The sequence below is a fragment of the Brevibacillus agri genome (assembly GCF_004117055.1).
In the GTDB taxonomy this organism is placed as follows: Bacteria; Bacillota; Bacilli; order Brevibacillales; family Brevibacillaceae; genus Brevibacillus; species Brevibacillus agri.
Genome location: NZ_CP026363.1, coordinates 5,144,391 through 5,165,158 on the forward strand (window position 1 = coordinate 5,144,391; position 20,768 = coordinate 5,165,158).

The following is a 20,768-nucleotide window of genomic DNA, read 5'->3' on the forward strand; positions in this document are numbered from 1 at the left end:
AGTCTAAACTGGCTCTAACAAGCCCCGCTCCAAACAAGCCATAACCGAAAGTGTTTTTCCATTTGACCCAAACTGAATCTGGATCTGTTCCTCGTTTACACGAACGATCGATCCCGTTCCGAAAACTCTATGTTTTACCGTCCTTCCAACAATCAGCTCCGACCTATTACGGATCGCATTCGGATTAAATGCTATCTCAGCCGTTCTCTGCTTTTGTCTATCAACCTGTCTCTTACTTTTCCCTTGTCCCAGCTTGCTAAGTGTGTCTGATGACTTTCGCTCATCTTCCCCCTGTTTTTCAGGCGGATTCATGATGTTTCGAACAGCCGCCACAAATTCTGATTCTGAAACCTCTTCCCCATCTCTTTTCCTATAGACAATCAGCTCCAGGTGCTTTTTTGCTCGTGTCATTCCAACATAGAACAGACGGGTTGCCTCTTCCATGGCATTGCCCTCGGCCGCTCCTATTTTGTAATCCTCCGAGGATGGAATAATCCCATCGATTAGGTCAATCATGTATACTCGCTCAAACTCCAGCCCTTTTGCACTATGAAAAGTGGAGAACGTTACAACATTTTGACCCTTTCTGGATTTTGCCGTCTTTAACACCGATGCCAGATGCTTGAGACGACTCGCAAATTCCTCCATTGTCTCCAACCCAACCGCAATCTCTTCCAGCGTGTTAAGGATGCCAAGCAAGTATTCTTTTCGGAATCCAAGACGCTCACACATCTTTTCAATAGCCTTTTCGTAGCCTAACCGATCACGAATAACACGAATGGCATGTAGCGGTGGCATCCCCCTCATTTGTTGGAACGTCTCTTTGTTTGCCTTTACCAGTTTGACTTGATAATCCTGCAACTCAACATATTTCAGCAAGTTATCAAAGACCGATTCATTATTATGGATTTCCTTCAATGCCGCCATTTGCTGTTTGCTTATATACCCATTTAGTTTTAAATGGATTTTTTCAAATATGTCGGCTCTCTTGTCGGTAAATGTCATGCGCATAAAGTTCAGAATATCTTCGACTACCCAATGCGAAAAGAAACGATTATCGGCATCTTTCATGTAAAATGGGATGCCCGCCCTATCGAACTCATTCATTAATGCGATAGAAGATGAATTGTTTCGATACAGTACCGCTACTTCAGACAAATTCTCGATCTTTTGAATTTCCTGCACCAGATACTTCGACTGATAAATGTAATCCGCAAAGCTCCTGATTTTGATCGGCTTACCTGCTGGATTCTTGGTAAACATATTCTTGTCGTACCGATTCTTGTTTCGCTTAATGAATTGGTTTGCAACGCTCACGATATCCTTGGTTGATCGATAATTCTGCTCCATAAATAGGGTCAGGGAATCAGGGTAAACCTCCTTAAAATTCAGAAGGTAGGAAGGCTCTGCACCTCGCCAACTATAGATGGACTGATCGTCGTCGGCAACTACACAAAGGTTGCCGTGTTTCTGAACCAGTTTTTCGATAATGGCATGTTGCACCGTAGAAGTATCCTGGCTCTCGTCCGTTAACACATAATCATAACGATCTTGATACTTCCGAAGAAGCTCCCTATCCCTCTCCAAAACCACATTCCCAATGGTCAGCATATCGTCATAATCGAGCAAGAGCTTACTATGTCCCGACTTCTTAAACGCCTCGTATTCCCGCAATATCCGCTCAGCTTCAGGAACACCCACTTTGACCGATGACCATTTCTCTTGTGGAATCATTTTGTTCTTTATAAAACTGATATAAGTCGTCAGCTCATCCATTTGATCATCGGTAATGTTCTCACCGATAATTGACTTGAACAAGTTTCGCAAAATGATCTTTTTATGTAGCGGCAGATGATTTGAATCTAATGCGTTCTGTTCCTCTGAATCAAGATCACCCTCAATAATCTGGTAAGCAGTCCCCGTTTTACGGAAATGATCCCGTACCACTTCAAAGGCAAGGCTATGAATCGTAGAAAAATCAATTGGTGGAAGAGAAGGAAAGAAGCGTTTGAACCGCTCCTTCATATCACTCGCCGATGCTCGGCTAAACGTAACTGCCTTTATCCTTGCAGGGTTTATCCCCTTTTCTTCGATCAAATACCCAATCCTCATAATGATCGTCGTTGTCTTACCCGATCCTGGCGATGCCAGCAAGAGCAAGGGACCTTCCGTCTGAAGTACAGCCTTTCTCTGAACCTCGTTTAAGATAACACTTAATTCACGGCTCTTGCGGACAAAGAAATCTTCCTTTACCTTCATTCCGACTTTCCCTTTCATTTTTTCCGTACCATCAAATACTCCAATTATATCACGACATCATATGGGAATGGGACGAATACAAAAAGCCAGAGGATTAGATAATCCCATCCCCTGACTCATTCACTCCAAATCTGATCTTTATCGCCTTTATCGCCAACTGCCTATTCCTCTCATCCAAATTTGCAAACAGATCGACTACCGTACCACACGGATAGTTATTGTACAAGTTGAATGCAAGCTCCACCATCGCTCTCGAACTGCTCGTCAAATTAACCTCTTCAAATGCTTCTGATCGGATCATACGCCCTTCAAAATCGTAGAAGTGCTCAATTCTATCTCCCAAATCTCTGAAGCCCGCAAAGACGTATAATAACGCCTGCCGCTCCCTGTCTTTTGGATGAGTCCCATCCTGCCTTATGAACTGTTCATACCTCTCTTGATGCTCTGGAAACAAAAAGATCATAGAAGTCCCCTCCTGTTTTTTTGAACTTCTATGTCTTATGCGGAAGGGCAGGGAAAAATAAATCATGTACTTTGAAGGAAACTGCGTATGCTGGAAAAGGAAGCATTCACATCCTTGAAGAACCCATCATGAAAGGAGTTGGAACCTTAATGAATAACGTAAGCAACACAGGACGAATCATGAAAATAAGAGAAATCTTATTTAACCATACGGATGAAAATCACGAACTATCTATCTTGGAAATCATAGACCATCTAAAAATTCACTTCGGAAGCGATTACAAAGTCTCGAAAAATACTGTAAGAAGTACAATTCAAGAACTACGAGAATGCGGATTCAGCATCGAGGAAAGCGTTAAGGACAATAACACCGTTTTCTATAGTCACCAGTATCGAAAATTTGAAACTCATGAGCTTAGAATGCTAATTGATGCGGTATCATCTGCCAGATTCATCACTTCTGATGAGTCAAAACAGCTCATCGAAAAAATAAAAACTTTATCAAGCAAACATCTGGCAAAAAAGCTTCATCATCAGATTTCAGTCGATCCAGCAATCAGAGCACAAAATAAAGAAGTACGATATCATATCGACAAAATCCATACATCCATCATCGAGCAAAAAATGCTTCATTTCCAATATGGAAATTTCAATATCAAAAAGGAATTTGTGCTTCGGCATCACGGTAAACTTTATACAGTTATTCCATTGGGATTGGTATGGAATCACGACTACTACTATCTCGTAGCAAAGAATCCCCAGGAGAATAAAATCAAACATTATCGGGTTGACCGAATGAAAAATGTGTCTGTCTCTGAAGAGAGATTTATCGGAACAGACTTTTCAATCTCCGACCATATGAAACAAACATTTAATATGTATCCTGGAAATGTCGAATATGTTGAAATTCTGTTCGACAATCACCTTGTTAATGTGGTAATTGACCGTTTTGGAAAAGATGTCTCCATTCGAAGTGTCGATGATCGGACTTTTTCGATCAAGATTAAAGCCGCTATTAGCGAAGGCTTTATTCGCTGGTTACTTATGTGGGGAAGTGATGCGAAAGTAATCTCACCTCAGCACCTTGTTGAAAAAATAAAGGCTGAAGCTGAAAAAATGAACAAACTCTATTCTTGAGGGATCTTTGCAGATGCCTCATTTTTCTTATAAAAAGAAGCGATCAAATTTTTTACCACTGTTCTGGTAATATGAAACCATAAAGAACATGTAGCGGAGGTGTCATGAATGATTGCAAAATGGCTGAAGGAATCAAGATATACCGTAATTTTTTCGGGTGCAGGCATGAGTACGGAAAGTGGGGTTCCCGACTTTCGATCCCAAAGTGGACTTTGGCATGGAAAAGACCCTCAATCCTTAGCCAGTGTGGAAGCGATGAAATATAACCAGAAAGAATTCATTGATTTTTATCGCATGAGGATTCAAACATTGCAAAACGTCAAACCTCACATTGGATATCGTATTTTGTCATCCTGGGGACAACAGTTTCAAGTAAAATCCATCATTACGCAAAACACGGATGGATTGCATGAACAAGCAGGAAACATTAATGTCATCCCCCTGCACGGGACAATTGTGAATGCTAATCAAAAAGTTGACCATTTTTGGAGCAAACGCTCATCTTCGAGTTGACCACCTACGATGCTTTTTTTCACACAAAGTAGCATTTTATTTCCTGCACCAAGGATCGTCAAGGATAAAGGGTAAACCCCTTGCTACGCAAGCCCTTGACGATCCTTGGCTCAGTAAAAACATTTGCAATTAGGTGTGAAAATGATGACGTGTGCTCAAACTGTCAGGTGGGTAACTTTATGATGAGCAAAGTGGTCAACATTTTGGTGAGCGTTCACAGACAATTCAAAAATTGCACTGCCATTCATGCGGGACTATGTACTCAACAGACCGATACGTTGAAAATCATTTGTACTGTACGTGTGGTGGGTTTATCCGCCCCTCTGTCGTGTTGTTTGGAGAGTCATTAGACCCCCACATGTTAGCGGCGGCAGAGAAAGAGACAAAACAATCCGATTTGTTTATTGTTCTTGGCTCTTCACTGGTTGTCTCTCCTGCTAACTCATTTCCAATGATCGCAAAAGAACACGGTGCAAGAGTGGTAATTATCAATCACGATCCGACTCCCTTAGACTCTATCGCTGATGCTGTAATAAACAACCGAAATATCGGTGAAGTATTGAGACTCATTACCGAGGAGTTGTCACTGAACTAAAAAACCCAACTTGGTGATTAATTATTTGATCGGGTCCCTTGATACTTTTTGGTGGAAGACATAAAACGGAAAGGGTGGGGGTGGCTTATGATTTGGATCCTATTCCTATTTATTCTGTTCTTATACCTTTTGTTGAGGCAAGGAAATCAAGCAGTTGATAAATCCTCCTATGTACCAAATCCAAACGGACATTGGGTTAATAAGGGTACGGATTTAGATGAAGAATGGGCATGGTGGGGGCCAGAAACCAATAAGATATCCTTGTATGTGAGTGTCCTTGAAGAAGATGGAGGTTATAAAATTCTCATTAACGATGAATCTCCAAAAAACGCAATTGATTTCATGGATTGCGATGACAAACGAGAAGCAGAGATAGCCGTATCGGTTTTAACTATTTACTATACCGCATTTGGCAATGTTACCGTTTCAGATCTCGTCGGGGTAGATATCAATAAAAATTTGAATGGAGAATGTATATGAACCAACCAAGAGCATATGGAACATTCATCAAACGTGGAGATCATACTTATCGAACAACAGCTTACATCCAGTGGGGGCAGTCTGAGATGTCTATTGGGGCATGTCTTTTGCTTAACCCAGGATCAGCCGATTTCAATAAAATCAATCCTGACTTGATAGAAAAGCTGAATATATCATTCAAAGCGGAAGGTGAAATAACTCCTGATCCGACAATGGATCAATTAATCCTTTTGGTTGAAGAAATCTATGGCAAAGATAAGCCCGTGTCGGGAAGGTTCCATATTTACAACCTTTTCAATCTTCAAAACTCCAAGTCTACGAACGCCGTCGATCAGTTTGAATCTCTCGTCACTTCAGGAGAGTATGACATCACTGCATCATTGATTTCACTACAAGAATTACAAATGCATCCCTGGCTACTTCTCGGTTGGGGCGTTGATCACAAAGCAGGTTGGAAGAACCTTAAACGTATTAAGGAAAAATGGCTAAGCTTAATCGGTCAATCAAAGGTTCCTACTTTCGGAAAAAAACATAAGGATTCCAATAATTATTATCATCCTTGCCCTCTTATCCCTACTCACCGACCAACAATGTTGAACGAACTGCTCTCGTTATATAAACAAAAATTCGGCAAGCAACGTTTTCCAGTCTACGCAACGAAACCAAACCTGTTTGTAGATTCTCAACCTGTTGAAGAATGTGATGATTTTGATTTTGGCTGGTTCAGAACTGCCGCCAATCCAGAATCCATAGTAAGGGCATTTTCCCATCTTCGGATCAAAGAGGGATATAAATTAAGGGCTTATCAGTATACGGACGGAGCAAATGGAAACGGAATCGTTTGGGCTTTACCAGTCGATACTGAACTTCCAGACCCAAATGAGTGCCAACGTTTAGAAGAGCATTTCCTATCTGCACCGAAACCCTCCTTTGCATTAGCCGATTTCATGCAAGCCATCGATGGCGACCGAACCCCTTTATCATATTTGCAAGCATCCATCGTGTTTCATGAACTTCATGAGTTTGGTGCGATGTGGCACGGAACCTCATGGGGGAGAGATATAATCTTACCACTGACGGATGATCAAAAATCACATTATGGCCATTATGAATGGGAAATGATTGAGGATGAACCCGAAATCATTGAGCCTCACTTTTATTACGATGTTGAAGGTAATCCTGTCATTGTCTTCCACACCATAAATGATATCGGAACCACAACCTTTAATCGTTATGTTCATACCTTTAGTAAAAATGACTATACAGCACATGTTGAACGAACCTGTATCGCAACCGCAGGTGGTGGAATTATCTTCTAAAGAGGTGAACGTATGATTGAATTTACCCATAAGAGCGGGCACGGTCAAATTGAGCTAATTGAGGATGGAAGCGTTCGATTTAATATGATGGGAGATGATCATCTTCTCCAGACGTTACAATTAGAGTTTTCGAAAGGCATTCCTTCATTAAAGGCATTTCAACAGAAAGGTATACCTGGGAAAATGAGAGGGTATAGGAAGATCGAGAGGACAGAGGATCTCCTTACTCTACTTAAATCGTTTCAGGAGCACTATCCCCAATTTGATATCATGATCAAGCATAAAGTTGATAGTCAAGAATTCAAAAAGAGGTACACCCTACTGAAGTGGAATGGGGAATATGGAGCTGATGCCATCTTTATCGTCAGGGATAATTGGAAGGCAAAACAAAGCTTGTTTACACCAGGTCGATGTGAAGATTTGTTTTGGTTTCATGCAGATTTGGCAAATGATCCGTCTGTTTCAAGTTGGGAAGATTTTGGCGAGGAAAGTTTTGACGATTTAGAACCGATCGCTTTTTAATGGGGATGATGGAATGCGACAGTATTGGGAAGATATTATCGTGCTTTCTGGTGAAGGTGGCAGAATCACTTTAATCGGTTCAAAAACATCAAACGGATCATGGATTTTCAAAAAGCAAACTGACGAAACTGCTTTAGCTGACTTTTTCGATGATGAAGATTTGTCTCTACTTGTCCATCAACAATCAAGCTTTGTAACTGGTTTGGATCAAGTATTCACACTATTGGGGCGTTTTTGGTTTAGATTACGCCCCCTCTACATTCATCCTGAGTTCAAAAAGCTGATTTGGGAAACAGTTGCTCCAAAAATCGAGGCTCACCAATTAAGGTATTGGGAAAAGGTCATTCAATAATTCAGTACAATATTCAGCTTTTTCCTTTCAAACTGAGACATACTATTATTCACGGATCCTAATCATCACTTTTGATCAACGTCTCGCTTTGCGATACTTACGGCTTCGAAATATAAATGCCTCATCTCATCCTCTTGATTCTCTGGACACATTTCTTTAAACCAATCTTCTTCCATGTACTCTTCTTTAAATATAATGGGTCTCCAGAGTGATAATCCGAGTTCTGGAAAAAAGTATGTGTAACCTAACTCCCAATGATTCCGATCATATTCTGAAATACGATCAATGCGGGTTACCAAGTCATCTGCTTTTGTATTGAATACATCGATATCATAAAATAAGCAGTTGAATTCATCCTTTAAGGACGATGGAATTTCAATAAAGTCAACTCTTCTATTCGCATCATACTCTACCCTGAATACATTCTTAAAATAATTTCGAGTATGGTATTCCTTTTGGTATTTCCTTGCGTATTCTTGAATGCAGGCTTCCACTTCATCCTTGCTCATACCGATTTTAATCGTACCAATTGCACCTGGTTCTATGATTAAGTTATCCACCATCATCATCCTTACATATTAATCTTCTATGAAACCTCTTCTATTCCCCCATTCTCGTCTATGAATACCGCTGTAATTCTTGTCCTCTTCTTAGCCAATAGAGGAAACTTGCCCCATAGATTACGAAACTGCTTTACATCGGGTAATGCTATGCTGTATTTTGCATTTGGATCATCCATTCTTTGAAGTGTTTCTGCCAAGACCCCCAAGAAGTAGTTTACGTTCATTGGATTAGAAGACCCTAAGCCTTTAACTTCAATGATCCACCTTTCCGTACCTCTATACGCATTGATGTCAATTCCAGGAGTTTTCCCCCATGCTATCTGCGTCTCCCAATCATTCGATTGTAGATGTTTTTTCAGTATCTCTTTTAAGTTATCCTCTGCAAAAACAGAAGCATCCTTTTCCAAGTTCTCAGGCTTATGACTCATAATCGGTTCAGTTTTTGGTCTGTCAGAAACGATGTAATTTCCCAATAATCCGTCATTTCTATTAATTCTTTTGATTATCCCTTTCGCTTCCAAAGATCTGCATGCCTGATTGACAGACTGTTGTGGCATTCCTTTCCCTAACAGTAAATCGGTAATTTCTCTATCTGTTAAGCCCTCTCGGTCGCTTAATATATCAATGATTTTATCTTTTAAGGTTTTCACTGAACATTCTCCTCATGTTATTCTTTTCTGCTTATTTTACACTTTTTTTCAAGATCTTCGATACCGAGACAATTCCACACCCCTACTCAATTGAAAAACCGAGGAAAAATAGGAGTGGATACCTGATTTCGCTCGGCTCGTAACATTTGTTCCAATTGCATAGATAAGTTACTTTAAAAAGATTGTCTAAAAAACCTCTTTGTTTCTTCGCTCTTTTTGATTTACTTGGCAATATTGCAATTCGCATTGACGACAGGCAATCTGTAGATTATACATAGTCTTCGCAAGACAGTATGTATCCAATTTTATATGGTGTACGAAAGACGCATTCACTTAACGCCTACGCTTTTGAAATTTAACAAAATCAGCCTGGTGTGCTACCTCTAAAAACATTTGAGTATAGCACAAGCATTCTGAGCAATATGACAAATGGGATTACACCGAATACAGAGAGCGAATAATCCTGCACTTTAATACGATAATTAATTAAAGTCAATCAACAAACATTAACAAAGTGATTATACTTCTTCGAAATATGAACAATCTCCAGCATGTTTTGTGTTCAAACAGTTCAGATAGACCTGAACACCTCGTTTTGCAGGTTTTTGAATGTTTATAGCCATTTTTTTGCGGTTTCAACCAGTTAATATTGCTGTATTACCCGAATTTCTTTAGCGAAGGCGTTTAGTGAATTCCTTTTCGCAATGATATTGCCAACTTCACTTTACGACATTGAAGCCCATTAGTTACTGGATCAATACTCTCCAGGTTGCTAAAACTCAGCGATATTGCGACATTCCTTTGCGATTTGTGATGCGATTCCACCAAGCGAAACTTTTGATCGCTAATATAAAGGTATATGTATTCCGAAAGTTGCAAACTCCCCTTTATGTTTTTTCAATAGACCAGTGATTCTGCTGTATCACCAATGATTTTCAGCGAAGGCGTTTAGTGAATTCCATTACGCAATGGTTTTGCAATCCCATCTGGCGACATTGCAACCGATTAGATTTTGGATCAATATCTTCAATGATGATGAACCCCAGCGATATTGTGGCACTGCTTTGTGCGATGTCAAGCGGATTCCACCGAGCAACACTTTTATCGCTATATAAAGGAATTATGTATTCCGAAAGTTGCTGAAACACCATCATGAGCCTTCTTCATCAGACCAGTGATTTTGCGGCATCACCAATGTGTTCAGAGCAGGGGAAATATAGAGTCAAGCATTGAGGCTTGAATAATCGAGAAACGATTGAAAAGGGCATTGTGGCGGCTTGAGAAAAGCGATTGTTGTGTGCCTTTCCGAGTTACTTGAGAGGCATACAGGAGCAAATGACGGGCGTAGTGAGAGTTTTATAAGTGGAGCTATGTAGTGTCTCGATCCGCCGCTCGCTTATCAGTTTACTTTATTGAGGCTACACTCGCTGAAGAGGAGCATAATTGTTCACTTCGCCCTCTCTGCTTCCGTAAGGAAGCAACCCTTTCCCCATTGCAACCAGACTCGTTCAAGTCCAAAATTTGCTTTTACAATCCCTACTATGTCAAAAGCAAAAATAGTCATCTTACGCCCCGCCCATCTCCCCCACTGCCACTCCCGCTTACAGCCCCAAGGCTTCTCAGCCTTTTCTCCTCCATCATCCCAATTTTTTCCTGCAATTAATGTCGTGATAAGAAACGAGTAAAAATCGAGTTCAGGACGAGCAAAATCGGGGGCAAAAAAGCAATTAAAGTCGAACGAAGAGCAGGGGAAAAAACAGGAAGAGCCTGGGGATAGGACCAAAGATTATCGGAGAAAATGATCGAGAAAAAACAGGAGAAAAATGTTCGAAGTCCTTGCCCCACAAGGCTTTCCTTCTTCTCCCCTCATAATAAATCCTCTCCCCTGATTTACGAAAAAAGCCGAGGAAAAACAGGAGTGGATACCCGCATCTCGCTCGGCTGGTGGCACGACTATTTAAGCTTTCGTACGACTGTTTATGCTTTGAGATCACTGAAATTGCTTGTTACAACCCTTTAGATTCATCAATATTACACACTCCACATGCCCCGTATGCGGAAACATATCCACCGGCTGCACTTCCTTCACCTCATACCGCTCCGCCAATACCTTCAAATCCCTTGCCAGCGTCGACGGGTTACACGACACGTACACCACGCGCTCCGGCTGCATTTCCAAAATTGTCGTCAACAGCGCCTCATCGCAGCCCTTGCGCGGCGGGTCGACCACGATCACATCGGCGCGGATCCCCTGCTCCTTCCACGCCGGAATTACGACCTCTGCCGGGCCTGCCTCGAATGTCGCGTTTTTCACGCCGTTCAACCGGGCGTTGCGGTTCGCATCCGCGATCGCTTCCGGGACGATCTCCACGCCGTACACATGCTTCGACTTCTGCGCCAAAAACAGCGAGATCGTGCCGATGCCGCAATAGGCGTCGATGACCGTTTCCGTCCCTGTCGCGCCGGCGTACTCCAACGTTTTGTTGTACAGCACTTCCGTCTGTGCCGGGTTGACCTGGTAGAACGACCGCGCCGAGATCGCGAATTTGATCGGGCCGATGTAATCGTAAATGACGTCGCTGCCCCAGAGTGTCACAGTCTTTTTGCCGAAAATGACGTTGGTCTTGTCCGGGTTGATGTTTTGCACGATGCTAGCGACGCCCGCCACCTCGGTGCGGATCGCTTCCACGAGCTTGTCTCGCTGCGGAATCGCCTCCGCGGTCGTCACGAGCACGACCATGACTTCGCCCGTCTTTACCCCCACCTTGACGACTACGTGGCGCAGCAAGCCTGTGCCGCGCACTTCGTCGTACGGCTTGATGCCGAGAGCAGCAGCGGCTCTCTTCACGGTGGCGACCGCCTCGTCGTTCTTTTGGTGCTGGATGAGGCATTCGTTCATGTCGATGATGGAGTGGGATTTTTCCGCGTAAAAGCCGCCAACCAAGGCGCCGTTTTCCTCGCCGATTGGCACCTGTGCCTTGTTGCGGTAGCGCCATGGATCGCTCATGCCGAGCGTCGGGTGCACCGTGATTGCTCCTTCTCCCTCCACCTGAAAGCCGCCGATGCGGCGCAGGTTGTCGCGGACGATTTGCTGTTTGTGCCGCAGTTGTTCCTCGTAGGCGAGGTGCTGCAGCGAACAGCCGCCGCAGCGGTCGTACAGCGGACAGGGTGGGTGCGCGCGGTATGTGCTGGCTTCCACCACTTTCGTCAGCTTGGCGAAGCCGAAGTTCTTTTTGACATGGTCGACGCGCGCGTGGACTCGCTCGCCTGCGAGTGCGCCGTCTACGAACAGCGTATATCCTTCAATCCGGCCGACTCCAGCGCCCTCGTGGTTCAGTCCGGTTATCTCCACTTCCACGGTTTGGCCGACACGTACCGGGACGTCCAGCTCCACCTTGGCGGTCTGCTGCGGTCCGCGCCGCTTTTTTGTTGTTTTTGCCACGTTTCGTTTGCTCCTTTTGTCTTGCGCTCTGGCTTCCCGGCTGCTTTTTGCTCAAGGAAGCAGGCAGGGATGCACAGCGAACGCGGCATCCCTACGGCTATTGCTATTCATTTTACTATCTTCCTACGGGACGAACAACTCGATATGTCCTGGCAAAGCTTCCACGACGCACGGCAACTGTCCGCCGAGCTCGCCGTCCAGATTGAGCTGGACCACCTCGCCTGTGGGAGAGGTCGCTTTGATGTAGTCTGCCTGGAAATACAGGATGTTAGGGTCGCGCAAATGCTCGCCGCGAACCGCTTGTGTCGCGAGTCGGATAAATTCGGCGATGTTCGTCTTTTTCACGACGATGACATCCAGCTTGCCGTCTGACAAATCGGCCTCCGGGGCGAGCTTGTCGAAGCCGCCGACCGCATGGCTGTTGGCGATGAGAAACACCATGATCTCCTCGTCCAGCAGCACTTCCTTGCGATTTTCCAGGCGGACCCGGATCGGGTGCAGGGAGGGCAGCTTCTCCAACCCTTTGACGTAGTACGCCATCTGGCCCAGCAGCGTTTTCAGCTTGCTCGGGACCTCATAGGTCAGGTTGGTGAGGGAGCCGCCTCCCGCAATATTCATGAAATAACGGTTGTTGATCCGGCCCAGGTCGATGCGCTTCTTCTTGCCTTTGGCGATGATTTCCGTGGCGCGCGTGATCGACTTCGGTATGCCTACCGCCCGGGCAAAATCGTTGCTGGTTCCGCAGGGAATAATTCCAAGGGTGGGGCGTGCTTTTTGCTCCGCCATCCCGTTCACAACTTCGTATATGGTTCCGTCTCCGCCAGCAGCCAGGATGACGTCGAAGCCGCGGGCCACGGCGCGGGCAGCTTCCTCGGTCGCATCATCTTCCCCTCTGGTTGCATGGCAGGAGGTTTCGTATCCGGCCGATTCCATCAAATCGAGAATATCCGGCAATCGTCGCCGCACGATTTCCCGGCCGGAGCTCGGATTGTAGATCAATCTGGCTCGTTTCAAGGCAGATCCCTTCTTCCTTCCCTCGCTCACGGGTGTACTTCCTTCCATCATATCCTGTATAGCCATTTTTGGGAATCGCTATGCGGGTAACAGCGTGATAATATAGAAAAAGATGGCAAAAAGGAGAGCGAGGGGACAGTTGTGAACAAAATCATCGTTGGTGTTGACGTGGGCGGAACGGCAATCAAAATGGCGTTGATTACCCCGGATGGTGAGCTGGTAGCGAAAACGCACGAGCCGACACCTGTCGCAGATGGAGAAGATGGCGTACTGCGAAAAATCGCGGAGATGACCCGCGTTCTTCTGCACAAACACGGCTATGCGCCGGAGCAAGTGAGCGGAATCGGCGTAGGAATCCCCGGACCTATTGATGCCCAAAACGGAATCGTCATGCAAGCCGTCAACCTGCACTGGACCAAGCCTGTCTTATTGAAGCAAAAGCTGGAAGCACTTACAGGGCGGCCAGTCGCAGTCGACAACGACGCCAATGCGGCGGCACTGGGCGAAATGTGGCAGGGCGCAGGCCAAGGCGCACAAGACCTCGTGCTGATTACGATTGGCACAGGAGTCGGCGGCGGCGTCATCCTGAACGGAAAAGTCGTTCACGGCATGAACGGAGTCGGCGGCGAAATCGGGCACATCACCATGACGCCAGACAGCGGCGCTCTCTGCAATTGCGGCAAAACAGGCTGTCTGGAAACGTACACCTCCGCCACCGCCATTATCCGCGAAGGGCACCTCGCTGCCGAAAACGGAACGAGCCCGTACCTCGCTTCCGTGCTGGCCGAAAAAGGCAAGCTCGGGGCAAAGGACGTGTTCGAAGCAGCCGTAGCAGGCGACGTCGCTGCTCTTGCCATCGCCGACCAGGTGGCGCTCTACCTGGGCCTTGCCCTCTCGCATCTGGCGATTGTGCTGAACCCGGCCAAGTTTGTCATCGGGGGCGGCGTGGCGGCGGCAGGCGACTTCCTCTTTTCCCGCATTCGCGATGCGTTTGCCCGGTTTGTTCCGTTCGCTTACGTCGTGGAAACAACCAAGATTGTGGCTGCCACACTGGGCAACGACGCAGGCGTGTACGGAGCGGGCTGGCTGATCCGCTCGCAGATGGAAGAGTAGCCGTCATTTTTCTGTTGCCGCCTCGCGATTTGAGGGCTTCTCCAAACAAGCGGAGAAACACATTTACCGAGACAGGAACGGCAAAATGAGCGCGTTTTGGCAGGCTGTTTGCTTGCAAAAAGCTTGCTGCCGACGGCAAGGGCAACGGAACTTCTGCTTTTTCATTCGCTCACGCTAAGAAATCCATAAGCTACGGCCCAGTTCTTTTCCGATACGATAAACGATACAAAAAAGCGCTCCTGCCAGCAGCCTCAATGCCGCCGCACAGAAGCGCTTTTTCTCTACGATTCAATCACCCGCGCCACATACGCTTCCCTTCCTCCGCCCGATCTGGCTTCGGTTCCTTGCCCGCGACGATCAACTCCGCTCCTGCCAGCACCGTCACTACCGCCGCCCAGAAGCGCTTTTTCCTCTACGATTCAATCACCCGCGCCGCAGACGCTTCCCCTTCCTCCGCCCGACCTGGCTTCGGCTCCTTGCCCGCGACGATCAGGGCCGCGCCCGCCAGCACCGCGCAGCCGCCGAGCAGTTGGAGCAGGCTGAACGCTTCGCCAAACAGCAGGGCTGAGAACACAATCGTCACGACTGGCTCGAACGTACTCAGTACGGAAGCTTTGGTCGAGCCGGTCAACTGTAGGCCGCGGAAGAAAAAGCTGATCGCCATGACTGTAGAAAAAACGACGATCCCGCCCAAGGCCCACCAGCCCGCCAGAGCAAAGGCCAGGTCGACGCCTCCTTCTTTTTGCGCGATCAAAAAGGTCGACGCGGCTGCAAACAACGAGATGTAACCCGACGTCACATACGGGGACAAACCTTTTACGACCCGGTTGCCCACGATGATGTACACCGAGTAAAACAGCGCTGCCGCGAGCGCCAACACGACTCCGAGCGGCTGAATGCCGCCAAACGACAGCCCAAGCACCAGCCCCAGGCCCAGCAAAGACAGCAGCATGGCGAAAACGGTCTTTTTCGTCAGCGGCTCTTTTTCCACAAAATAGCTCAGGACCGCCACAAACACGGGAAACGTGTACAGCAGCAACGCCGCCATCGAGGTCGGAATGTACTGAACTGCGGAAAAAAAGCTGAGTGATTGCAGCGTGTACAAAATGCCGCCCAGAAAAAACAGGGCGAGCACCTGGCGACGATTGAGCCGCAGCGAATCCTTGCGCCAGGCCAAGAGGCCGAAAAACAGCACAGCAGCAAACAAAAAGCGCAAAAACAAGAGCGTAGATACCGAAACGCCTGCTCCATAGGCATACACGGCAAAAATGGACATGACGCCAAAGCCCGCAGCCGAAGCAAGCACGTACAGCACACCGATGTACAGCGGATTCACGACATTCACCAGCCTTCTCACAATGGCAGCGACATGGGCAACAGACAGCCTGGATTTACTCCCTCCCGATCAGTTTTTCAATCCAGCCCCTTCTCTGCGGAACAGTCGCGAGGCGAAAAAAATCGTGATCGCCACGTACACCAGCGAAGAACCGATGCCGACCAGCGCATGCAGCGGGTCGACCTTGCCGTAAAACACTTCCTTGCACAGCGCCACGCCATTGAACACGGGCAGCGCGTAGTAATGCTCCGCGATGTCCACCGGGCTTTGCGGCATCAGCATGTACGACGGCACCATCGCCAGGAAAATGACTCCGCTCATGTACGTCTGTCCTTCTTTAAAAGACTTTGCAATCGTGCTGAGCATCAGCTCCAGTCCGGCAAACGTCGCCGCCATGAGCAGGATGACGACGATCAGCACGAGCAAGGTAACAGGCGAGAAAAACGCGAGCGAAAAATGGTCGCCTGCCCCTCCAAACGGCCCCATGCTCATCACCAGCGATACCGAGATGAGCGAGGCTCCCGCACTCATGATACTCATCACCATGACCGCCAAAAGCTTCGCCGTCAGAATGTGGTTGGCGGCAATCGGCGCCGTCAGAAGCGACTCCAGCGTCCCTCGCTCTTTTTCCCCCGCGACGAGGTCGTTGGCGGAGGCGATTCCTCCAGAGGCGAGCGACACGACGAGCATGAGCGGAATGATGCCTGCGAGCATCCCGCCCGACTGCCTTTCTTCCGACGCTACGTTTTGAAAGTCAGGCGCGATCGGCTGAATCGTCTGCTCGGACAAGCCTGCCTGCTTGAGCCGCTTCGCCACAATCTCCTTGCTGTACGCCTCTACGGTCCGCTCGATCAGATCGCGGGCGTAGACTGACTTGGAATTGGTCGAGTCAAAAGCGACGTGCAGTGTGGCCGTTTTCCCCGCCTGAATCTGCTCGTCAAACGATTCCGGGATCGTAATGATCGCGCGCAGTTGCCCCGCCTGCAGCGCTTGCTCGGGATCAGGCGGCTGAAGAATTTTGACCCCTTGGTTTTCTTGCAGGGACTTAATCAGCTTGGAGGAGCCGTGAACAGCCAGCGGCACGTATTCCCGCGCTTCCTTTTCCACGTTGCTGTAGGAGTTGCCCAATAAAAAAAACACAAACGGGATAATCACCAAGGGCACGAGAAACGTCCCCAGCCACGCCTTCCGGTCGCGAAACAGGTCGAGCAGCTCCTTTTTGAAAACGGTCCAGATGATTTGCCAGTCCATCAGTGCTCGCCCCCTTCCACAACCGCCATGAAGATGTCGTCCAGATCGTCAGTCCCAAACTGCTTGCGCAAGGCGTCCAATCCCCCGGAAAAGCGCAGCCGGCCTTTGTGGATCAGAGCCACCCGCTTGCACAGCTTGTTGATTTCGCCCATGTTGTGGCTGGAAAACAGGATCGTCTTGCCTTCCTCCTGCAGCCTTGTCACCATCCGGCGAAAAATGGTAGCAGCCGTCACGTCGAGCCCTGTCGTCGGCTCATCCAGCAAAATGACGTCAGGATCGTGGACAAGCGTGCGGGCGATTGCCACTTTTTGCTTCATTCCCCGGGAAAAAGCGCCGACGCGCCTGTCGATAAACGGCTCCATCTCCAAAATGCGGCTCAGGCTGTCGATCCGCTCCTGCACCCGCGACGGCGGCAAGCCATAGAGGCTACCGAAGTAGGCGATGTTTTCCCTGGCTGTCAGCCGACTGTACAAGCCGACTTCCCCGCCAAACAGGATGCCGATTCTGCGCCGCACCTCCAAAGGCTCGTGCCGCACCGAAAATCCGCTGATCTCGATGTCTCCCGCAGTCGGCGCGAGAATCGTCGCCATCATGCGCATCGTCGTCGTCTTCCCGGCGCCGTTTTCGCCCAACAGGCCGTACACCTCGCCCTCTTCCACGCGAAACGTCAAATCGCGGACCGCTGTGATCGTCCCGAACTGTTTGCTGACTGCTTTTACCTCAATCAACAGCAGCCCTCCTCTCCTTCTCCCTTCGAACCGAACGGCCAGCCGCCCCACAGCAGATGACGCCTGGCGTCCCGCCGTCAAAATCGGACTTTCAGCAAATAGGAAGCTCTTTTCTCCCCGGAAAACGTCACCTGTACAACCCCTGTGCGGCCTTGCAGCACTCGCGGTATCGCCGCCGCCACGTGGAACTGCCTGTGCCTGTCATCGACGCGCGCGACAGTCACTGTGCCCGGCGGAGAGTATATCCTGTCTCCGTCCAGCGAATAAAACACGAGCGAGATTTCCCCTGCGGCACCGTGCGCCTCCCCGGAAAACACGATCGTATTCACAGCTCCGCTGACGCCGCCGGATACCCTTGTCAGGTCAAACAGCGGATGGCGCAGCGAAGCAAGCGCAAGCCCGCCCCTCCAATCTTGCAAAAAAGCGTCGAACTCCTGAACCGCCGCAGGCGAAGCGATCACAGTGGCCTGCGGCGATGCTGCGCCAAGCGAGCCTGCCGGGCTGGCGGAAGCCATGAGCAGAAGCGTCATCCATACAGAAAGCATGCTAATCATCTCCAGTAAATGGTTGTCCTTAGCATGCCCTCCGCAAAGTTTGAGCTATGTGTCTGATGCTGGCTCAGAATCTTTTGACTTTTACACACGGGCGCTATAGCTGCGCTCTCCTCATGTCGAGGTCAGGGCACTCGCGTAGCGTTCCTTCCATTTGGGCAGGGAAAAGCCTTCAAACAGGGCCACAAAGCTTTCCGTATCGTTAATGTAGTGACGCGTTTCTTTTTGCCCGGGGTACTTTTCTTCAAACAGCGGAGCGACCAGATGCGTGACCGGAATCCCTTCCGCCTCCTGGTCGTAGATGCCCCGCTCGGCCAACACTTTGCCGAAGTAGCGACAGTAGGTCACGGTCACCGTTTTTTGCTGCCCATTGTCTTCCCACGTCGCAATCGAACGGTCAAATGTATCGGATGGCGAGCCGCCCTTGCCCGGCGCTACACTCTCTCCTGTGACAGAAATCAGCTTCATGTACTTTCCTTCCCCCTTTTTGTTCGTGTATGTTCATTATAGGGTAGAGTGGAATTTCTTACAAATCCGGCCAACCCGCAGCAAATCAGGCCGGAGTCTATGTCCGCCGCTTGCAAATAAATTTTTTACAAAAAGTTTTTACGCATCTGTCAGAAAATCCTGCGCCCGGTAGTCTATGCAGTAAGTCAACTAACAACGAGGAGTTTTGGCAATGGATCATTTGGTTATCAAGCCTGCCAGTCAAAGAGAAGAGGAGCAGGACGAGACTTTGGTAGAACGGGCAAAAGCCGGAGATCAGGAGGCGTTTGGCGAGCTGGTCAGACGCCACCGCTCCAAAGTGTACGGCTACGCCCGTTCGTACACCCAGGAAGCCTATCTCGCGGAAGACATCGTCCAGGACGCGCTCATTCGCGCCTTCCTCCACCTGGGTACGCTGGTCGACAGCCGCCGCTTCCTGCCCTGGCTGCACCGGATTGTGCGCAATCAGGCGTACACGCGTCTGAAAAAGGGACCGCAAGCACGGGAGCAGGTCTTTTCCGGGCTAACCAGGCAAACGGGTGAGGCAGAGCCGACCGACTGGGAGGATCTCGACAGCATTTTGCACAGGCTTGGCCGTAGCTGGTCGACCGCAGCCGAGAGCAACGGCAACCCCGAGGAGGTCTTGATGCGCCGCGAGCTGTTTACGACGATCAAAAGCTTGCTGCACTGCCTCAGCCCGCGCGAACGGCGGATCGTCGAATCTCACTTTTTTGACCATCTGGCCCCTCACGAGATTGCGCGCATGTTCGAGATGACCCAGGCAAATGTGTACCAGGTGCTGTCTCGCTCACGCAAAAAGCTCGTGCAGGAAAAAATTCGCCTCGTTGTTGACCACTATGTGCAAATGCGAAAGGATGCGGGAATTATGAAAAAAGTCGTTTTGAAAAAGCCGGAAGCCATGAAGCTGAAAACATGGATTACATGCGGGGCAGCGTTGCACGGATTAGTCGAGTGTACGGAACGAAAGCTGTCCCTGCCGCTGGTTCTCGGTTTGAGCGGGCACGCCTTCCGCCTGACGATCGTTCCAGAGAGCATTCATATTGCGGGGCCAACCATGTTTTACTTCCAGCCCGTTCTGGAGCAAGGCTTGCGGAACATGGGCTTCAAGCCTCGTTCCGTCTGCCAGGAGCAGTTGGACGGCACGCCTGGCCCGAATGCGAACCAGGTCGATCCCGCGCTGCTCAGCCCTGCCGCGCGCGAAAAGCGGCAGCTTCCTGCCCTGCTGCCTCAGGCACTGGAGCTGATTCACCACGCGGTTGACAAAGGAAATCCGGTGCTCGCCTGGGACTTGTTCATGCCTGAATTTGGCCTGATCTACGGTTACGAGGATGAAGCCAAGCTGCTGCACGCCGGAGACAACTGCGGTAACGACGGCACGGTGCCGTATGAGCATCTGGGGCGCGGACTGGTGGCAGAGCTGTTTGTACTCGCCATCGAAGAGACGCTCCCCATCGACCAGCGCACGATGCTGGCTAACGCTCTGGATTCAGCCCTGGCGCATTACCGCGGCCAGGAAGGGCAAAACGCCAACTTCATCTACGGCCTGGCTGCCTATCCTGCCTGGCAGGCGGCTTTTGCCAAAGGAACCATCGAGCCAAACGGAAACGCCTACACCACAGCGGTCGCACACGACGCCCGCTGCAACGCCTACCGGTTCTTTACGGAAATCGCCGACACGTGGACTGACCCTTCGCTGGATGAAGCGCGCCCGCTGCTCAAGGAAGCAGCCGCGCTTTACGCCGCTATCGCGGACGACTTCGGCAAGCTGACCAGACTGTTTCCTTTCCCGGCTGGCGGCGAACCAAATGCAGACGAGCCAGGCAAAAAAGCTGTACAGCTTTTGCAGGCCATCGAGCAAAACGAAATTCAGGCTGTCTCCTTGCTGAAAAAACTGCAAACTGCTCTCGCCGCCAACTAGATGCGCGTCAAACCGCTTCAAAGCCATTGGCACTTGCTGCCAATGCCGTTCCTCGC

20 protein-coding genes are annotated in these 20,768 nt (G+C 48.8%); 9 read left to right on the forward strand and 11 right to left on the reverse strand.

Annotation, left to right across the window (positions count from 1 at the left end):
* Positions 1 to 3 precede the first annotated feature (3 nt).
* Both BA6348_RS25220 and BA6348_RS25225 read right to left on the reverse strand, forming a co-directional pair.
* Entirely contained in the window at positions 4 to 2,259 is a 2,256-nt protein-coding gene (locus BA6348_RS25220) for an ATP-dependent helicase (protein WP_026558474.1), read from the reverse strand.
* A 94-nt stretch (positions 2,260 to 2,353) separates the two neighbouring features.
* Positions 2,354 to 2,722 (reverse strand): DUF6075 family protein, encoded by a 369-nt coding sequence (locus BA6348_RS25225; protein WP_051353989.1) that lies wholly within the window; start codon positions 2,720 to 2,722, stop codon positions 2,354 to 2,356.
* Between the two features lie 149 nt (positions 2,723 to 2,871).
* Here BA6348_RS25225 and BA6348_RS25230 point away from each other — a divergent pair, with 149 nt between their 5' ends.
* The 7 genes from BA6348_RS25230 (at position 2,872) to BA6348_RS25260 (ending at position 7,639) form a co-directional block, all read left to right on the forward strand.
* Entirely contained in the window at positions 2,872 to 3,858 is a 987-nt protein-coding gene (locus tag BA6348_RS25230) for a helix-turn-helix transcriptional regulator (RefSeq protein WP_165329016.1), read from the forward strand.
* A 108-nt stretch (positions 3,859 to 3,966) separates the two neighbouring features.
* Entirely contained in the window at positions 3,967 to 4,371 is a 405-nt protein-coding gene (locus BA6348_RS25235) for an SIR2 family NAD-dependent protein deacylase (protein ID WP_026558476.1), read from the forward strand.
* Between the two features lie 256 nt (positions 4,372 to 4,627).
* A complete protein-coding gene (locus tag BA6348_RS25240; RefSeq protein WP_081414803.1) occupies positions 4,628 to 4,966 on the forward strand; it encodes a Sir2 family NAD-dependent protein deacetylase in 339 nt (112 codons plus the stop codon).
* A gap of 87 nt (positions 4,967 to 5,053) precedes the next feature.
* A complete protein-coding gene (locus BA6348_RS25245) occupies positions 5,054 to 5,446 on the forward strand; it encodes a hypothetical protein (protein ID WP_026558478.1) in 393 nt (130 codons plus the stop codon).
* Positions 5,443 to 6,765: a hypothetical protein gene (locus BA6348_RS27575; protein WP_242507413.1), complete on the forward strand. Its 1,323-nt coding sequence runs from the start codon at positions 5,443 to 5,445 to the stop codon at positions 6,763 to 6,765. Before BA6348_RS25245 ends, BA6348_RS27575 begins: the two co-directional genes overlap by 4 nt.
* 12 nt (positions 6,766 to 6,777) lie before the next feature.
* The gene (locus tag BA6348_RS25255; RefSeq protein ID WP_026558479.1) at positions 6,778 to 7,287 is read left to right on the forward strand and encodes a hypothetical protein; all 510 of its coding nucleotides are present in this window, start codon (positions 6,778 to 6,780) and stop codon (positions 7,285 to 7,287) included.
* A 13-nt stretch (positions 7,288 to 7,300) separates the two neighbouring features.
* Entirely contained in the window at positions 7,301 to 7,639 is a 339-nt protein-coding gene (locus BA6348_RS25260; RefSeq protein ID WP_026558480.1) for a hypothetical protein, read from the forward strand.
* Positions 7,640 to 7,704: 65 nt separating this feature from the next.
* On the opposite strand, the gene BA6348_RS25265 is transcribed toward BA6348_RS25260, so the two are convergent.
* The 4 genes from BA6348_RS25265 to BA6348_RS25280 form a co-directional block, all read right to left on the reverse strand.
* The gene (locus tag BA6348_RS25265) at positions 7,705 to 8,202 is read right to left on the reverse strand and encodes a hypothetical protein (RefSeq protein ID WP_371861804.1); all 498 of its coding nucleotides are present in this window, start codon (positions 8,200 to 8,202) and stop codon (positions 7,705 to 7,707) included.
* A 23-nt stretch (positions 8,203 to 8,225) separates the two neighbouring features.
* Positions 8,226 to 8,852, reverse strand: coding sequence for a MarR family transcriptional regulator (locus BA6348_RS25270; protein ID WP_005837026.1), 627 nt, complete (start codon positions 8,850 to 8,852; stop codon positions 8,226 to 8,228).
* A 1,990-nt stretch (positions 8,853 to 10,842) separates the two neighbouring features.
* Positions 10,843 to 12,294 (reverse strand): 23S rRNA (uracil(1939)-C(5))-methyltransferase RlmD, encoded by a 1,452-nt coding sequence (rlmD, locus tag BA6348_RS25275; protein ID WP_122953187.1) that lies wholly within the window; start codon positions 12,292 to 12,294, stop codon positions 10,843 to 10,845.
* 123 nt (positions 12,295 to 12,417) lie between these two features.
* A complete protein-coding gene (locus BA6348_RS25280) occupies positions 12,418 to 13,308 on the reverse strand; it encodes a diacylglycerol kinase (protein WP_005832529.1) in 891 nt (296 codons plus the stop codon).
* Between the two features lie 141 nt (positions 13,309 to 13,449).
* Between BA6348_RS25280 and BA6348_RS25285 the strand changes: the two genes are divergently transcribed.
* On the forward strand, positions 13,450 to 14,421 hold the full coding sequence (locus BA6348_RS25285) for an ROK family glucokinase (protein ID WP_122953188.1): 972 nt from the start codon (positions 13,450 to 13,452) through the stop codon (positions 14,419 to 14,421).
* 412 nt (positions 14,422 to 14,833) lie between these two features.
* Here the strand turns inward: BA6348_RS25285 and BA6348_RS25290 are convergent, their stop codons facing one another.
* The 5 genes from BA6348_RS25290 to BA6348_RS25310 all read right to left on the reverse strand — a co-directional run bounded on the left by BA6348_RS25290 (position 14,834) and on the right by BA6348_RS25310 (position 18,755).
* Positions 14,834 to 15,757 carry a DMT family transporter gene (locus tag BA6348_RS25290; protein WP_025847328.1) on the reverse strand — a complete coding sequence of 308 codons (924 nt, stop codon included), beginning with the start codon at positions 15,755 to 15,757 and terminating at the stop codon, positions 14,834 to 14,836.
* A gap of 69 nt (positions 15,758 to 15,826) precedes the next feature.
* Positions 15,827 to 17,008 carry an ABC transporter permease gene (locus BA6348_RS25295; RefSeq protein ID WP_005832536.1) on the reverse strand — a complete coding sequence of 394 codons (1,182 nt, stop codon included), beginning with the start codon at positions 17,006 to 17,008 and terminating at the stop codon, positions 15,827 to 15,829.
* Positions 17,008 to 17,736 carry an ABC transporter ATP-binding protein gene (locus BA6348_RS25300; RefSeq protein ID WP_122953189.1) on the reverse strand — a complete coding sequence of 243 codons (729 nt, stop codon included), beginning with the start codon at positions 17,734 to 17,736 and terminating at the stop codon, positions 17,008 to 17,010. The genes BA6348_RS25295 and BA6348_RS25300 overlap by 1 nt, the downstream gene beginning before the upstream one ends.
* A 77-nt stretch (positions 17,737 to 17,813) precedes the next feature.
* Positions 17,814 to 18,281, reverse strand: coding sequence for a hypothetical protein (locus BA6348_RS25305; protein WP_122953190.1), 468 nt, complete (start codon positions 18,279 to 18,281; stop codon positions 17,814 to 17,816).
* Between the two features lie 120 nt (positions 18,282 to 18,401).
* Positions 18,402 to 18,755 carry a hypothetical protein gene (locus BA6348_RS25310; RefSeq protein WP_122953191.1) on the reverse strand — a complete coding sequence of 118 codons (354 nt, stop codon included), beginning with the start codon at positions 18,753 to 18,755 and terminating at the stop codon, positions 18,402 to 18,404.
* A 211-nt stretch (positions 18,756 to 18,966) separates the two neighbouring features.
* On the opposite strand from BA6348_RS25310, the gene BA6348_RS25315 reads away from it, so the two are divergent.
* A complete protein-coding gene (locus BA6348_RS25315; RefSeq protein ID WP_122953192.1) occupies positions 18,967 to 20,712 on the forward strand; it encodes an RNA polymerase sigma factor in 1,746 nt (581 codons plus the stop codon).
* The last annotated feature ends 56 nt before the right edge of the window (positions 20,713 to 20,768 follow it).

Bases quoted from the DNA above. Each gene is read 5' to 3' on its own strand.
- BA6348_RS25220 (WP_026558474.1), bottom strand. From the start codon at position 2,259: ATGAAGGTAAAGGAAGATTTCTTTGTCCGCAAGAGCCGTGAATTAAGT.
- BA6348_RS25225 (WP_051353989.1), bottom strand. From the start codon at position 2,722: ATGATCTTTTTGTTTCCAGAGCATCAAGAGAGGTATGAACAGTTCATA.
- BA6348_RS25230 (WP_165329016.1), top strand. From the start codon at position 2,872: ATGAATAACGTAAGCAACACAGGACGAATCATGAAAATAAGAGAAATC.
- BA6348_RS25235 (WP_026558476.1), top strand. From the start codon at position 3,967: ATGATTGCAAAATGGCTGAAGGAATCAAGATATACCGTAATTTTTTCG.
- BA6348_RS25240 (WP_081414803.1), top strand. From the start codon at position 4,628: ATGTACTCAACAGACCGATACGTTGAAAATCATTTGTACTGTACGTGT.
- BA6348_RS25245 (WP_026558478.1), top strand. From the start codon at position 5,054: ATGATTTGGATCCTATTCCTATTTATTCTGTTCTTATACCTTTTGTTG.
- BA6348_RS27575 (WP_242507413.1), top strand. From the start codon at position 5,443: ATGAACCAACCAAGAGCATATGGAACATTCATCAAACGTGGAGATCAT.
- BA6348_RS25255 (WP_026558479.1), top strand. From the start codon at position 6,778: ATGATTGAATTTACCCATAAGAGCGGGCACGGTCAAATTGAGCTAATT.
- BA6348_RS25260 (WP_026558480.1), top strand. From the start codon at position 7,301: ATGCGACAGTATTGGGAAGATATTATCGTGCTTTCTGGTGAAGGTGGC.
- BA6348_RS25265 (WP_371861804.1), bottom strand. From the start codon at position 8,202: ATGGTGGATAACTTAATCATAGAACCAGGTGCAATTGGTACGATTAAA.
- BA6348_RS25295 (WP_005832536.1), bottom strand. From the start codon at position 17,008: ATGGACTGGCAAATCATCTGGACCGTTTTCAAAAAGGAGCTGCTCGAC.
- BA6348_RS25305 (WP_122953190.1), bottom strand. From the start codon at position 18,281: ATGCTTTCTGTATGGATGACGCTTCTGCTCATGGCTTCCGCCAGCCCG.
- BA6348_RS25310 (WP_122953191.1), bottom strand. From the start codon at position 18,755: ATGAAGCTGATTTCTGTCACAGGAGAGAGTGTAGCGCCGGGCAAGGGC.
- BA6348_RS25315 (WP_122953192.1), top strand. From the start codon at position 18,967: ATGGATCATTTGGTTATCAAGCCTGCCAGTCAAAGAGAAGAGGAGCAG.